15 protein-coding genes are annotated in these 14,473 nt (G+C 66.2%); 7 read left to right on the top strand and 8 right to left on the bottom strand.

Annotated features, from left to right (window positions below; translation table 11 throughout):
* The first annotated feature begins 6 nt into the window (after window positions 1-6).
* Complete coding sequence (gene fabG, locus BUA26_RS16745; protein WP_072762037.1) at window positions 7-744, top strand: 3-oxoacyl-ACP reductase FabG; 738 nt, start codon at window positions 7-9, stop codon at window positions 742-744.
* A 9-nt stretch (window positions 745-753) separates the two neighbouring features.
* Here fabG and BUA26_RS16750 read toward each other — a convergent pair whose 3' ends face one another.
* The 4 genes from BUA26_RS16750 to BUA26_RS16765 are packed head-to-tail and all read right to left on the bottom strand — an operon-like array spanning window position 754 to window position 4,751.
* A complete protein-coding gene (locus BUA26_RS16750) occupies window positions 754-2,013 on the bottom strand; it encodes a cation:proton antiporter (RefSeq protein ID WP_072762038.1) in 1,260 nt (419 codons plus the stop codon).
* A 4-nt stretch (window positions 2,014-2,017) separates the two neighbouring features.
* Window positions 2,018-2,773, bottom strand: coding sequence for a glycosyltransferase family 2 protein (locus tag BUA26_RS16755; protein WP_072762039.1), 756 nt, complete (start codon window positions 2,771-2,773; stop codon window positions 2,018-2,020).
* Window positions 2,770-3,561, bottom strand: a complete 792-nt coding sequence (locus tag BUA26_RS16760) for a beta-ketoacyl synthase chain length factor (RefSeq protein WP_072762040.1) — start codon at window positions 3,559-3,561, stop codon at window positions 2,770-2,772. Before BUA26_RS16760 ends, BUA26_RS16755 begins: the two co-directional genes overlap by 4 nt.
* Entirely contained in the window at window positions 3,558-4,751 is a 1,194-nt protein-coding gene (locus tag BUA26_RS16765) for a beta-ketoacyl-[acyl-carrier-protein] synthase family protein (protein ID WP_072762240.1), read from the bottom strand. The genes BUA26_RS16760 and BUA26_RS16765 overlap by 4 nt, the downstream gene beginning before the upstream one ends.
* A gap of 163 nt (window positions 4,752-4,914) precedes the next feature.
* On the opposite strand from BUA26_RS16765, the gene BUA26_RS16770 reads away from it, so the two are divergent.
* Together BUA26_RS16770 and hemF are read left to right on the top strand one after the other, a co-directional pair.
* The gene (locus BUA26_RS16770; protein ID WP_255368401.1) at window positions 4,915-5,634 is read left to right on the top strand and encodes a YdcF family protein; all 720 of its coding nucleotides are present in this window, start codon (window positions 4,915-4,917) and stop codon (window positions 5,632-5,634) included.
* Window positions 5,635-5,722: 88 nt separating this feature from the next.
* A complete protein-coding gene (gene hemF / locus BUA26_RS16775; protein ID WP_072762041.1) occupies window positions 5,723-6,634 on the top strand; it encodes an oxygen-dependent coproporphyrinogen oxidase in 912 nt (303 codons plus the stop codon).
* A 67-nt stretch (window positions 6,635-6,701) separates the two neighbouring features.
* Here hemF and BUA26_RS16780 read toward each other — a convergent pair whose 3' ends face one another.
* Window positions 6,702-7,361, bottom strand: coding sequence for a DUF4097 family beta strand repeat-containing protein (locus tag BUA26_RS16780; protein ID WP_072762042.1), 660 nt, complete (start codon window positions 7,359-7,361; stop codon window positions 6,702-6,704).
* Window positions 7,362-7,507: 146 nt separating this feature from the next.
* Here BUA26_RS16780 and gpmA point away from each other — a divergent pair, with 146 nt between their 5' ends.
* Both gpmA and BUA26_RS16790 read left to right on the top strand, forming a co-directional pair.
* On the top strand, window positions 7,508-8,251 hold the full coding sequence (gene gpmA / locus BUA26_RS16785; RefSeq protein WP_072762043.1) for a 2,3-diphosphoglycerate-dependent phosphoglycerate mutase: 744 nt from the start codon (window positions 7,508-7,510) through the stop codon (window positions 8,249-8,251).
* 131 nt (window positions 8,252-8,382) lie between these two features.
* The gene (locus tag BUA26_RS16790; RefSeq protein ID WP_072762242.1) at window positions 8,383-8,943 is read left to right on the top strand and encodes a CcdC protein domain-containing protein; all 561 of its coding nucleotides are present in this window, start codon (window positions 8,383-8,385) and stop codon (window positions 8,941-8,943) included.
* Between the two features lie 72 nt (window positions 8,944-9,015).
* Here BUA26_RS16790 and BUA26_RS16795 read toward each other — a convergent pair whose 3' ends face one another.
* Window positions 9,016-9,408: a peptidase C13 gene (locus BUA26_RS16795; protein ID WP_072762044.1), complete on the bottom strand. Its 393-nt coding sequence runs from the start codon at window positions 9,406-9,408 to the stop codon at window positions 9,016-9,018.
* Window positions 9,409-9,926: 518 nt separating this feature from the next.
* Here BUA26_RS16795 and BUA26_RS16800 point away from each other — a divergent pair.
* The gene (locus BUA26_RS16800) at window positions 9,927-11,897 is read left to right on the top strand and encodes a hypothetical protein (RefSeq protein ID WP_143154313.1); all 1,971 of its coding nucleotides are present in this window, start codon (window positions 9,927-9,929) and stop codon (window positions 11,895-11,897) included.
* Between the two features lie 52 nt (window positions 11,898-11,949).
* Here the strand turns inward: BUA26_RS16800 and zapE are convergent, their stop codons facing one another.
* Together zapE and BUA26_RS16810 are read right to left on the bottom strand one after the other, a co-directional pair.
* Complete coding sequence (zapE, locus tag BUA26_RS16805; protein WP_072762046.1) at window positions 11,950-13,074, bottom strand: cell division protein ZapE; 1,125 nt, start codon at window positions 13,072-13,074, stop codon at window positions 11,950-11,952.
* A 57-nt stretch (window positions 13,075-13,131) separates the two neighbouring features.
* The gene (locus BUA26_RS16810) at window positions 13,132-13,821 is read right to left on the bottom strand and encodes an alpha/beta hydrolase (protein WP_072762047.1); all 690 of its coding nucleotides are present in this window, start codon (window positions 13,819-13,821) and stop codon (window positions 13,132-13,134) included.
* A 48-nt stretch (window positions 13,822-13,869) separates the two neighbouring features.
* On the opposite strand from BUA26_RS16810, the gene BUA26_RS16815 reads away from it, so the two are divergent.
* Window positions 13,870-14,457, top strand: a complete 588-nt coding sequence (locus BUA26_RS16815; RefSeq protein ID WP_072762048.1) for an acyl carrier protein phosphodiesterase — start codon at window positions 13,870-13,872, stop codon at window positions 14,455-14,457.
* Window positions 14,458-14,473: the final 16 nt, after the last annotated feature.

Raw genomic sequence — 14,473 nt, forward strand, 5'->3', positions numbered from 1 at the left:
CCGGCCATGTCCGAAATCATGAGTTCACGTCGCGCACTCGTCACCGGCGGCAGCGGCGAGCTTGGCGGCGCCATCTGCCACGCGCTTGCCGTCGCCGGCTGGCACGTGATCGTGCATGGCCACCAGAGCCTGAGCCGGGCCGAGGAAACAGCGGCGGCGATCCGCGCGGCCGGCGGCAGCGCGCAGGCGATCGCGTTCGATGTCACCGACGCCGAAGTGGTGCGCGCCGCGCTGGATGTGTTGCTGTCCGAAGGGGCGATCCATGCGGTGATCAACAACGCCGGTGTGCACGACGATGCGCCGATGGCCGGCATGAGCGACGAGCAATGGCATCGGGTGATCGACGTCTCGCTGCATGGCTTTTTCCACGTCACCCAGCCGCTGCTGTTGCCGATGGCGCGCGCGCGCTTCGGCCGCATCGTTTCGCTCAGTTCGGTGGCGGCGCAGCTGGGCAATCGCGGACAGACCAATTACGCGGCGGCGAAAGCGGCGCTGCATGGTGCGAGCAAGTCGCTGGCGCGCGAGATGGCCTCGCGCGGAATCACCGTCAACGTGGTCGCGCCCGGCGTGATCGAAGGGCGCATGGCCGACGCAGCGTTTCCGCCCGAACGCATCCGCGAGGTGGTTCCCGCGCAGCGTGCCGGCAAACCGGAGGAAGTCGCCGCGCTGGTCGCCTTCCTGTGTTCTGACGCGGCCGGCTACATCAACGGCCAGGTGATCGGCGTCAACGGCGGCATGGGTTGATCGGTCTCGTCAGTCCCGGTCCGGATCGCCTGAACGCCCCATGGTGGCGACCCGGCGGTGACGGCTGAAGTACAGCAGCATCGGCGTGGTCATCAAGGTGGTGACGATGGCCATCAGCAGCAGCAAGGTGAACATCTCGTGGCCGATCACGCCGGCATCGAGGCCGATCTTCAGCACGATCAGCTCCATCATGCCGCGCGCATTCATCAGCGAGCCGACCGCGAAACTGTCGCGCCAGCCGTGCCCGCCGAGGCGCGCGCCGAGCGCGCCGCCGACCACCTTGCCGGCCACCGCGACGGCGAGGATCAGTGCAAATGCGCCCAGCGCTTCGCGCTGGAACGCGTCGACGCTGGTACTGAGACCGGTCAGCGCGAAGAACACCGGCATCAACGCGATCACCGCGACATGTTCCAGCCGCTCGATCAGCCCGGCCAGCAGCGCATCGTCGCGCGGCAGGCACAGGCCGAACACGAACGCGCCGAACACCGCGTGCAGATGGAGCCATTCAGTCATCGCGGCACAGCCCAGCGCGCCGATCAGCAGCACGGCGAGCACGCCGCCGGTCGGCCCACCATCCGCCGCGTGCCGCGCCAGCCAGCGCCGCAACAGCGGCCGCAGCGCGCCGAAGCACAGTGCCAACATGACGCCGACGCCCAGCACACTGCGCCAGAACGGTGCCCAGTCGCCGTGCGCGGAGATCAGCGCGACGGTGAGTGCGAGCAGGATCCACGCCAGCACGTCGGCCATCGCGGCGGCAGTGAGCGCGAGCTGGCCGACTGGTGTATGCGTGACATGGCGATCCTTGAGGATGCGTGCCAGCACCGGCATCGCGGTGATCGCCAGCGACGCCGCCATGAACAGCGCGAACGGCCAGTACCCGATGCCGGCGGGCGCGTAGCGCGCATACAGCATCGGCGCGATCAGCACGGCCAGGCCGACCGGCAGCAGTACCGCGAATCCGCCGACCGCTCCGGCCGCACGCAAGGTCTGTCGCACGCCGCCGGGCAGGCGCAGTTCGGCGCCGACGATGAACATGAAAAGCACCAGGCCGATCTGGCTCAGTCCATCCAGCACCGGCAGGCTGGCGGGCGCGAACAGCCAGCCCTGCCATGCCGGCGCCAGCGCGCCGAATACCAGCGGACCGAGCATGAGGCCGGCGATCATCTCGCCGATCACCGGCGGCTGGCCGACCCAGCGCAGCAGCCAGGCCAGCCCTCGTGCCGTGAGCAGGATCACCACCAACTGCACCAGCAGCAGCGCGTGGCCCATGGCGTCAGTCCACCGCGGGGTTGACGATGATCGGCGCGCCGAGCGACCGTCGATGGCTGGCCAGGACGTTGCCGTAGTGAAAGACCCGGCCGATCGTGTAGAGGGTGATACGGGTGACATCGCCGACCGGATTGAAATGGCTGAGCCGGAAGTCGCCCTGGTAGCGCGAGGCGATCGGCACCGAAACGACGCCGAGCTTTTTCTCGCGTGAGGCGGCGATCAGGATCGCCGCCTCGAACACGAAGTTCTCCGCCGGCAAGTCGACCAGATCCAGCGCCGCACGCGGATACCAGCGCTGGCCGCTCTGGGTATCGGCGACCGGTTGCGCGCAGGCCCATGAGATGCCCCAGTCGGCAACTACATTGGCGCGGCGGCGGCTTTTCGGCTGCTGTTCGCGATCGAGCAGGCGTGCACCGATCACGATGTGCCCGGGATACTGCGCGGCGGCCGCCACGATGCGCGGGATGTCGCTGGCCAGATGCTGGCCGTCGCCATCCATTGTCAGCACCGCCTCGTAGCCCTGCCGCAGCGCTTCGCGAAAGCCGTGGCGCAGTGCGTCGCCTTTGCCGTGTCGCTCGCTATGCCGCAACAGGGTCACCGGCAACGCGGCGACGATGTCCGGCGTGCGGTCGTCGGAGCCGTCGTCGATCACGATCACTGGTACGCCGAGCGCCAGTACGGACTCGACCACCGACTGGATCGCGGCTTCCTCGTTGAGGCAGGGGATCAGCACGCACCAGCGTGGGACAACGGTGTTCAAGCGACTTTCTCCATGTCGATCTGCAGTCCCAGTGTAGCGGCAGCCGCCAGTTGGCAACGTCTCCGTACGCCGGCCAGCATGGCCATCAGCGGCAGACTGGCCGCCGACGGGTTGCCGCCGCGCCAGCCGGCCAGCGGCTCTTCCAGTGGACTGTCGGGGCACGCCGGAGTCAGTTGCAGATCGAGCCGGGCCAGTGTCGCGCCGCTGTGTTCCGGCGCCAGTACCAGCGCACAGCCGAAAGGCTCATGGCAGCCGGTGACCTCGCCCAGCGGTCCACTGCCCGCGGTATCGATGCAGACCAGCAACACGGCGCGCTGTTCCGCGAGCACTTGGCTGGCGGCCTCGAGCAGGCCGGCACCGAAACTGGCGTGCTGCGCGGCTACCGCCGTGGAAGGCGCATGGCAACCGGTGGCGATCGTCCAGTAACCGACCGGCGCGTTGTGCACCGAATTGTGGAAACGGATCGGCGACAGCTCGGCCGGTGCCTGCGCCAGCGTGGCGCACATGTAATCGGTGATCGGCTGGTCGCCATGCGAGGAGGCGAATACGCAGGCCAGCGTGGCGGCGTCGCGGCCGCTCATCGCCACGGCTTGCCCAGCCACTTCAATCGCCAGCAGCACGCTTTCCGGTGCACGCCGGCGTTCGTTCGGCGGCAGCGTGGCGGCGGCAGGTCGACCCGGCGGCGGCACGGGCATGGCGCCGCCGAGCAAGCTCTGCAGTGCGCCGAAATCAGCCAGTTGCGGCGACCACAGGCCGACGCCTTCCACATAAATGCACAGTGCACTCATGCAGTGAACCCCGCGCGGGCGAACGCGAGACAGGCGTTGTTGCCGCCGAAGCCGAACGAGTTGCTGAGCGCCACGTCGACGCGCTGCTGCTCGTTGCGCCAGGCAAAGGACGCGCCGCACACCGGATCGGGCGTGTCGCCGCCAAGGTTGCCGGGAATCAGGCCGTGCTCGATCGCCAGCAACGCGATGGTGGCCTCGACGATGCCGGCGGCCCCCAGCGTATGGCCGGTAAAACCTTTGGTGGAGCTGGCCCGCGTGCGAGCCGGAAAGGCGCGGCCGACCAGCGCGGCTTCCACTTCATCGTTCTTCTGGCTGGCGGTGCCGTGCAGATTGATATAGTCGACCTGGCTCGCATCGAGGCCGGCACGGGCCAGCGCATCACGCAGCGCCAGTTCGGCACCGAGCCCGTCCGGATGGGGCGTGGACATATGGTGCGCGTCACTGGCTTCGCCGTAGCCGAGCAGTTGCGGCGCACCGGGAGCGCTGTCTATCCGTTCCAGCAACGCGAAGCCGGCGGCCTCGCCGATCGAGATGCCGTCGCGCGCGGCGTCGAACGGCCGGCACGGCGTGGGCGACACCAGCTCCAGCGCGTTGAAGCCGAACAGCACGCTGTCGCACAAGGTATCCACACCGCCGACCACCGCCGCATCGATCAGCCCGAGGCGGATCATCCGCTCGGCATTGGCGAACACCTTGGCGCTGGACGAGCAGGCGGTGGAAACAGTCAGGCACGGCCCTTCCAGCCCCAGCGCAGTCGCCACGAAGGCGGCCAGCGAATGCGGGGTGTGGATCGCCGGCCGCAGCATATCGTCGGCAAAACCGCCGTCGGCATCGAGCCGGCGGTATGCCTCTTCGGTGGCGCCGATGCTGGCGGTGGAGGTGCCCAGCAACACCGCGATGCGGGCGGCGCCGTAACGTGCGCATGCGGCCTGTACGTGTTCGAGGAAACCGTCCTGATGCAGGCCGAGCCAGGCCAACTGGTTGTTGCGGCATGCCCATACGCTGAGCGCGTTGGGCAGCACGACGTCTTCGGCGCCATCGACGCGACCGATCCAGCATGCCAGCGGCGCGCTGCTGAAGTCATTCGGCCGCAGTCCGCTGCGCGCGTCGCGCAGCGCGTCGAGATGCGCCGCGCGGCCTCGGCCGATGGCGGAAGTAGCGGTGTGTGCGGTGATCGCGAGGGGTGTCATCACATCAAGCATCGGGAAAGCCTAGCGGCCACCTGGCAGCTTGCCTAGCCTGCGATCGGGTTCCCTACAGGCGGGCAGGCATCGTGGCCAGCGCCGCATGAACATGCCGCGAACATCGCGCAAGCGGGCTAAGCTGGCGTACTCTTTCGTCCCGTATTTCCCCGTGTCGTCGAACCCCGTGTCGCCGAATCCCTCTGCATCGCGAAGCTCCCTGCGTTACCTGCGCGACCGCGATGTGCTGCATGCGGCGGTGGTGACCGTGCTGGCGGTGCTGTTGAGCGCAGGCCTGGTCTGGCTGGCGTATCTGATCCACGTCTGCCGGATTGCCGCGCGCAGTCCGCTGGTGCCGCCGCGGCGGATGATCGCGCTGGTATTCGGGCGCCGGCTCGAACGCGACGCGCCGGAACACGATTATCGGCAGCGCCTGCGCCGCGTGCTGAGCCTGGCGCAGGCGCAGCAGACCGATCATGTGCTGCTGCTCGGCGGCTTCAGCGGCGGCCGCGGCAGCGAAGCCTCTGCGGGCCACGCATGGCTGCAGCAGCATGGCCTGCCCGGTGATGTGTGGGTGGAGCTGGAGCAGGATTCGGTCGATTCCCTGGAGAACCTGCGCCATGCGCGGCGCCTGCTGCAGGCGCAGACGACCCATGGCGAACTGCCGCCGGTGGCGTTGGTGACCAGCCGCTATCACCTGGCCCGCTGCCTGATGCTGGCGCGCCGGCTCGGTTTCAGCGGATTGCCGGTGGCCGCCGAACCGGTGCTGCCCAGGCACGGGCGCTACCTCGGCCTGCTGCTGCTGGAAGCCAGCTACCTGATGTGGACCGACCTGGGTCTGCGCTGGGCGCAGTTGATCGGCCATCGGCGCATGCATGCGCGTATCAGTTGAGCCGGCCCGGATCGGCGTGACGCTGCGCCGCAGCCGTTCGTGCTTACGCACTTGCTAAGCTTGCTTCCATGAACCGACGAGCCAGACGATGAGCCAGCAAGCGGATCTTGCCGAAACCTTTTTGCGCGGATTGCAGGATCGCATCTGTGCCGCGATCGAGCAGATCGATGGCAGCGCTCGCTTCGAGGAGGACGCGTGGCAGCGCCCGGCCGGCGGTGGTGGACGTACCCGCGTGCTGCGCGATGGCGCGGTGTTCGAACAGGCCGGCGTCAACTTCTCGCGGGTCAGCGGCAACCAGCTGCCGCCCAGCGCCACCGCGCACCGGCCCGAGCTGGCCGGTGGCAGTTTCATCGCCACCGGCGTCTCGCTGGTGCTGCATCCGAAGAATCCGCATGTGCCGACCACGCATGCGAACGTACGTTACTTCGAAGCCAGCAAGGAAGGCGTCGAACCGGTGTGGTGGTTCGGCGGCGGCTTCGATCTGACCCCGTTCTATCCGGTGGATTCGGATGTGGTGCATTGGCATACGGTGGCGCGCGATCTGTGCGAGCCGTTCGGCGCGGACGTCTATCCGCGCTACAAGCGGTGGTGCGACGAATATTTCTATCTGAAACACCGCAACGAGACGCGCGGCGTCGGCGGCCTGTTCTACGACGATCTCAACGAGGGCGGATTCGAGCGCTGCTTCGCGTTCACCCGCGCGGTGGGCGAGGGCTTCCTCGACGCATATCTGCCGATCGCCGAACGTCGCAAGGATGCGCCGTACGGCGAACGCGAACGCGAGTTCCAACTGTACCGGCGTGGCCGCTACGTCGAGTTCAATCTGGTCTACGACCGCGGCACGCTGTTCGGCCTGCAATCCGGTGGCCGCACCGAGTCGATCCTGATGAGCCTGCCGCCGCGGGTGCGCTTCGAATATGCGTATACGCCCGAAGCAGGCTCGGCCGAAGCGAAGCTGGCCGACTACCTGAAGCCTCGCGACTGGCTGTCGTTGTTGTAGGAGCCCGCTCGCGGGCGATGCTTTTAAGAGCATCTCCCGCGAGCGGGCTCCTACAGGGACATTCGTCTTACGGCGTCGCGCCGCTGAACTTCACCGGCGTGGCACCTTTGACGGTGCCGATCTGCGCGCTGTCGCTGACCTTCAGCACCACCTCGCGACGAAATTCCAGCGTGCCCTGCACCACCGCGTGCGGGCCGATCACCACCACCGGCGTGCGGCTGTTGTTGTGGAACCAGCCACCGGGCTTGTCGACCAGGATGCCGCCTTCGACGTGCGAATTGGCACCGACGGTGATGTCACCGCCGACCGTCTCGATCCCGCCGGCAACATGGGCATTGTCCAGCACGATCCCGCCGTTGACGTTGCCGAGCTTGCCGCCGACATCGGCGCCCTGCGCCAGGTGGATGCTGCCGTTGACCGTGTTCACTTCGCCGCTGACCCGGCTGGCACTGCCCATGCTGACTGCACCGTTGACCGTGCCGAGCTCGCTGGCCTGCGACTTGTCGCCCAGATCGACCGCGCCGTTGACGGTACTGGCCTTGTGCACGACGGCGCCGCCGGCGATATGTACCGAGCCGTTGACCGTGCTGACGTCGCCGACCTGCTGGCCGGCTTCGACCTGCACCGTGCCGTTGACCTTGTCGATATCGTTGCCGTAGGCGGTTGCCAGCAGCGGCAGGCCCAGCGCGAGTGCGGCGAAAATGAGAACCGTCGGGGAACGACGCATGGCAATCTCCGTATTTGGGTGGTAGTGCGCTTAGGATGCTCCGTCCGGGCAACGGGTTTAGCATGACCTGTGGCAGGGGCCGCATTTGACGATGCCGGGGCTGGCCTGCACCATTCCCGATTTACCTCATCCTTTTGAGCGCGCCCATGCACAAGCTCGTACTGATCCGTCACGGCCAATCCCAGTGGAACCTCGACAACCGCTTCAGCGGCTGGGCCGACGTCGACCTCACCGCGCTTGGCATGGCCGAGGCGCAGGAAGCCGGGCGGTTGCTGCAGGCCGAGGGTTTCGCGTTCGACGTGGCGCATACCTCGGTGCTCAAGCGTGCCGTGCGCACGCTGTGGGGCGTGCAGGATGCGATGGATCTGATGTGGCTGCCGGTACTCACCGACTGGCGCCTCAACGAGCGCCATTACGGCGCGCTGACCGGCCTCAACAAGGCGGAGACGGCGGCGAAGTACGGCGAGGATCAGGTCAAGATCTGGCGTCGCAGCTACGACATCCCGCCGCCGCCGCTGGAGCGCAGCGCCAACGATTCGGTGCACGATCCGCGTTACGCCACGCTGGATCCGAAAGAGATTCCCGACACCGAATGCCTGAAAGACACCGTGGCCCGCGTGCTGCCGTACTGGCATGAAGTGCTGGCGCCCGCGATCCGCGCCGGCCAGCGCGTACTGGTGGCTGCGCACGGCAATTCGCTGCGGGCGCTGGTGAAATATCTGGACGATATATCCGACGAAGCCATCATCGAGTTGAACATTCCCAACGGCGTGCCGCTGGTGTACGAGTTCGACGAGAAGCTCAAGCCGTTGCGCCACTATTATCTCGGCGATGCCGACGCGATCGCGGCGAAGATGGCCGCGGTGGCCAATCAGGGCAAGGCGAAGTAGCACGCGGGGGCGTATGGCTGGTCATCTCGCCGGCAGATGGCGAGATTTCCGACCCGAAGGGTGACAAACGTCAGTCGTCATAGGCCGGCCAGCCGACTAAGCTGCCTTCAGTTCACCACGTGACGATGCCGATGCCTGCCCATCTGACCAATTACCTGATCATGTTGCCGCTGCTGGCCTGGATGGTGTGGCGGCGGGTGAGCCGCCAGTTCGGCCGGCAGCCGATCCAGCGCAAGCGGATGATCTTCCGCATCGTGGTTTTCTCCATCCTTGGCGGCGTGCTCGCGCTCAGCGGCCTGCACAAGATCGAGCTGGCCGAAGGGCTGCTCGGTGGCGCGTTGATCGGCGGTGCGATCGGTCTGCTCGGCCTGCGGCTCACCCGTTTCGAAGTGGACCCGCTCAAGGGCGACTGCTACGTGCCGAATTCCTGGATCGGCGCGCTGCTCACCGTGCTGGTGCTCGGCCGTCTGGCCTGGCGCATGATGGCGCTGTGGCCGCAGCTGCAGCAGGCGTCGACGGCAGCCTCCGGCCCGATGACCGATTATTCGGGGCAACCGATGGGCTACACGTCCAGCCCGCTGACCATGCTGGTACTGGGCTTGTATGTCGGTTACTACATCGTGTATTTCAGCGGCCTGCTGATCCATCACCGCCGTTTCCAGCGGACGCATCCGGGCACGACGGCGGCGTAAGAATCGAGGTCGCGAGCCGGCCAACATATCGTCGTCGCATCAGAGAGCCGCACGCGAATGCCGGCGCATGATTCACGGCACGATGCTCACATCGATCTCGATCGGATAGGTGGCGCTGTCCGGCAACTTCGGCGGGGCCGGCAGCGTCATCTTGCCCAGGCTGGCGACGAGACAGTTGGCGACCGGCGTGGCCGGTTGCGCGTCGATCCGGCGTGGCTTGCCGTCCGGCGAAACGTCGGCGACCACGGTGAACGGCGACTTGTCCGCAGGTGTATTGCTGACGATGCAGGCCTTCAGGGCGGCGGCGAACGGATCGTTGATGCGTTCCCACAACTGCTTCTGATAAGCAGGACCGGTGCTGCCCGCCTCGACCAGTTTGCCCTGCATCACACGCGCGGCGAAGCTGTCGCCGGAGGTTCCCTGCGGAGCGCCCAGCAGCAGGACAAGAGCGAGAAGAGTGGACATGGGCAGTTCCGTCAGTGATGGGTAGCAGGCACGCCAAGCGGCCACATTAGCAGTTCAGCCGCAGCGGCTCATTCGGCCCGGTGTGCCGGCCAAATATTCCTCGCTCTGCATGTCGATCGGGCGCGACTCGATGCGAGCGCATTCGGCGTAGGCGTTTGCCTTCGTAGAGCGTAGGCATTTGCCGTTGTAGAGCTTGGTGAGCCATGCGTGGTGACCCATAGAGTCTAAGTCGTCATGGTTATTTCATTCATTGGCAAGGCTACCTAGAGTCGTCGCCATCATCGCCGCTGCGCACACCGATCACGGGTGCAGGGAACGATGAAGCAAGGAGAGCATGGAGAGTCCCTGCGCTTAGTGGCGGCACCGCTCCGTGCGGCAGGCCGACCTTTACCTGGCGATGTGACCAAGGTATCGGGTCATCTGGTCGAGACGATCAAGCGATCGGCAATTCGCGCACTTACGTCATCCATGCGACCGACGAAGCCCCGGCTGGGCTGTGCCTTGAATGGAGATTTCTCATGAGCGACCAAACGAACCAATCAACCACCCGCAAGCTTGCCGATCAGGCGGCTGCGATCGCGACGCTGTCCATGGACAGAGGTGCTTTCGATGCTGCCCTGGATGCTTATCTCGAAGCGGACGCCGGCGGCTTCCGCTATGTACTGGAACGACAAAGGCTCGTCGACCGATGCGAGCTCATCTGTCATTGGATACGTACCAAATGGTGCGTCATTACCTGCATGAGGCTGTGCGGGCCCGCGTCGATCGACACACAGAAGCCTGCCAATATCCGCCGACTGGCTGAAGTCATCGGAAAGATCGCCAGCGACGACGCGTTGCTGCAGAGTGTCATCGAAGGAGTCGAGCGGCAGGATGCGGATGACTTCGCTGCCGTGGTGGCGCAACTCGAGTTCAAGGACATCTGCCACTACGTGTGCTCGTGGTTCTGCACGGTGCTTTCCGAGCGCGTCTGCCGGATCGTCTGCTCATCGGGGCCGGTCGAAGTGCCGACGCAAGTCGAAACTGTCCGCGCCGCCGCCGCCGTCATCGCCAAGTTGGCAGCCGAAGGCGATACGCTCGAGGCCGCGGCCACGGCGGCTCGCGCAGGCGATTGCCTGGGATTGCGCAAGATCATTGCAGGCAGGTCAGACCAGGGCGGTTGCCACATCATTTGCGAGTGGTACTGCACGTGGCGCTGCGTACTGGTATGCCTGACGATCTGTCGCTCGTTCACGCTGCTCCCGCCCGCCGAAGTCAGGGACGAGGTTTACGCTTTCGCCCAGGCTGTCGGCAAGCTCGCGACGCAAACGGAGAGCATCGCTACGCTGGCTGACGCGGTGCGCACCGCCAATGGCGAGCAGTTCGCCGCCGAGTTGAAACGGCTTGGCTACGAGCGTTACTGCATCCAGCTGTGCAAATGGATCTGCTCCTGGGTCTGCGAGGAGTTCTGCATCTGCGTATGCCCGCCGCGGTCTACCGCGATCTTCACCAAGATCGGGGCCTATTACTACAGCTTCGACGTGGCCAGCGGCATCGGCGGCAGCGGTTTGACCAATGACCACCGCGCTTTCTACAGCACCATGCGCCTCAACGGTGGCTATGCCATGGTCGACGGCGCCCCCCAGATTGAGTACCGCTTCGAGACGGTGCCGACCGATGCCGCCGGCACCGCCCTGGGAACCTGGACGCCGGTTCTGCCGGCGCAGATCGCGAAGACCAATATCGGTTCGCTCACGCTGCCGTTCCCGCCGTTCTTCAAGGAGGTATGGGTGAACAACCCAGCTCCGAATCCGCACGTGCTGAACATCACGCCGTCCGCTGACGGCTGGATCAGCGTGCCGCTGATGTTCCCGGCTCCGGGCGTGGAGTTCGTACCGGGTTCGGATCTGATCGAACTGATCTCGACGTCGCTGCAGGGCTGGCCGCCGCAGGACGAAACCGGGGTGATGGCGGACGCCAGCGCGAATACGCCGTTGGCCAGCGACAAGTACTACGGCATCCGCATGCGTTTGCGCAATGTGGGCGATCTCGGCGATGGCAGCGATGCGGGCACCTGCATCCATGTCGCGATCGACAACACGCTTTACAGCAACGTGGCGCACCATACTTATTGGGATGGGTATGTGGGCGCGAACGAACTGGCGGTATGCTCGGTCGGAATCCAGGAACTGATCCCTGCCGGCTGCGCCGAGATCACGAACAGCTTGACGGTGGCGTTCACGGCAGCGCATCCAAACCTCGATCCGAACGGCGTCACCCTCACGCTGACCGGCCCCGGCGGACCGTATGCGTTCACGCTCGTCCCGGATGGGAGTAGCACGGCGGGGAATATGTTCGGCACGGCGACACCCAATGGCTGGACCCTGGCCGGCCTGCCGGATTGCGCTTACTTCGTCGACCTCAGCGTGAATGTGCTGCTGACCACCGGCGACAATGCTCCTAACCCGATGCACGACCTGTTCGCTTTCTGCAAGCACGCCAAGCATTGAGGTACTTCGGCGGAAGGTACGCCTGAGCGTACCTTCCGCCGGTTCTGTGCGGTCAATCCGCCCGGTGCTCCAACGCCAGATACTCCTCGCTCTGCATCTCGATCAGGCGCGATTCGGTGCGGCCGAATTCGGCACGCAGGCGTTCGCCGTCGTACAGCTCGGTGATCGGTGCAGCGGCGGACAGCACCAGCTTCACGTGACGGTCGTAGAACTCATCGACCAATTGCACGAAGCGCTTTGCCGCGTCTTCGCTGTAGATGCTGAACTGCGGCACGTTGGCGATGATGATCGCCGGGCCGGCCTTGGCCAGCGCGATGTAGTCGGCCACGGCGCGCGGGCCTTCGCATAGCGCGGCGAAGTCGAACCAGAGGATATTGTCGGCGCGCTTGAGATAGGGAATGTCGCGGCCGTTGATGTGCAGCACGCCGTTCTGTTGCACGGCGCCGCCGGCCTGGCTGGCGAAGATGCGCTCGAGTGCGCGGTGCGCCTCGGCACCGGGAGGCGTGAGATACACCGGCGCCTGCGTCAGCGCGCGCAGGCGCCAGTCGCGCGACGAGGCCATTTCGACCACGTGGCAGCGCCGTTCGATCAGCGCGATCGCGGGCAGGAAGCGCGCGCGCTGCAGGCCGTCCTTGTACAGGTTCGCCGGTGCGGTGTTGGAGGTGGTGACCAGGATGACGCCACGCGCGAACAGCGCATCGAGCAGGTTGGCCAGGATCATCGCGTCGCCGATGTCGTTGACCAGGAACTCGTCCAGGCACAGCACGCGGCAGCGCGAAGCGAGTCCGGCCGCCACGTCGATCAGCGGATTCTGCCGCTCGCCCAGCGCGCGCAGGCTCTCGTGCACCTCGCCCATGAAGCGGTGGAAGTGCCGGCGCAGCACGACACCATGCGGCAGGCTGGCTGCGAACAGATCCATCAGAAAGGTCTTGCCGCGGCCGACCGTGCCCCACAGGTACAGGCCGGGCACCGCTTCGGTGGACTCGTTGCCGAGCAGGGATTTCAGTCGTCCGAACAAGCCGTTGCCGTTGCCTATGTCGGGCTGGACGCACAGTGCCGCGTGCATGCGGTCGAACTCGGGCAGCAGCGCCAGCTGCGTCGGGTCGGCCTCCCAGCGATGCGCGGCGACGCCTTCCAGATAGCGCGCACTGGGCGCAAGCGGTGGGGTTTCACTCATGGAACGGCGTCTTGGATGGGATGGATGGACGAGCAGTTGATGCGGGGACGACCTGCCTCACGGTTGGCGTGGTGGCGGCAGCCAGTCGAGCACGGCGTGTTTCACGGCACCTCGCAGATCCATCAGCCGGCGATGGAAGAAGTGGCCGGTTTCCGGCATGCGCACCAGTTCCGGCGGTACCGCGAGGCTGTCGATCCAGTCGAAGACGGCCTGCGGTTCGACCACTTCGTCTTCCTCGCCCATCACCACCAGCCACGGGCAGCCGGGCGGGGCGATCGATTCGAACGACCAGCGGCCGGCTGGCGGGGCGATGCTGATCAAGGCCTCGGCTTGCAACCGGGCGGCGTTGCGGATCGTGACGTAGCTGCCGAACGAGAAGCCAGCCAGCCAGAGCGCATCGTCCGGCCGCGTGCGGCGCACCCAGGCGACCACGGCGGCGAGGTCGTCGCCCTCGCCGTTACCGTTGTCATAGACGCCGGTGGAGGCGCCGGTGCCGCGGAAGTTGAAACGCACGGTGTCCAGCCCGGATTCGCGCAGTGCGCGCTCGACCATCGTCACCACTTTGTTGTGCATGGTGCCGCCCTGCGCCGGGTTCGGGTGGCAGACCACCGCGACGCCGCGGCGTGCGCAGGCCGGTTCGGCGACATCGCTGATGGTTTCGAGCTTGCCGGTGGGGCCGTCGAGCATGAAACTGGCGGCGACATCAGGAAAGCTGGCAGGGTCGGCGGGGAGCTCGGTGGGATTCATGCGCATGATGATAACCGCCGCCGCGATTCGCCGCCGCGGGTGGCGTCGATGAACCATCTGGCGCACGCGCTGCTCGCGGGCGACGACGAGTGGTTGCAGCTGGGCGGTATGCTGGGCGACTTCGTGCACGGCCAGCCCGATCCGCAGCTGCTGCCGCCGCGGGTGATCACCGGCATCCGCCTGCACCGTGCGATCGACGTATATACCGATGCCCATCCCGAGGTACTGGCAGCCAAGGCGCTGCTGCCGCCACCGTATCGGCGTTACGCCGGCATCCTGCTGGATATGTGGTTCGATCACTGTCTGGCGCGGGATTTTCCGCGCTGGAGTGCGCAGCCGCTGGACGATAGTTCCGAGGCGTTGCGTGGGTTGCTGCACCGGCACGATGCATTGCTGCCGCCGGAGCTGCGGCGCTTCCGTGGCTATATGGAAGCGCATGGGCTGCCGGCCGGCTATGCCGATCGCGCGATATTGGGACGTGCTCTGGCGGGGATCGGGCAACGCTTGAGTCGGGCCAATCCGCTGGATTCGGCGTTGCCGGTGCTGGTGCGGCGGGAGGTTGCGCTGCAGGAGCGCTTCGACGCGTTCTTTCCGCAGTTGCAGGCGTTTGCGCGGGATTGGGTTGAGGGGCAGTGAGGTGATTGGGGTGTTG

The sequence above is a fragment of the Rhodanobacter sp. OK091 genome, from assembly GCF_900142825.1.
GTDB lineage: Bacteria > Pseudomonadota > Gammaproteobacteria > Xanthomonadales > Rhodanobacteraceae > Rhodanobacter.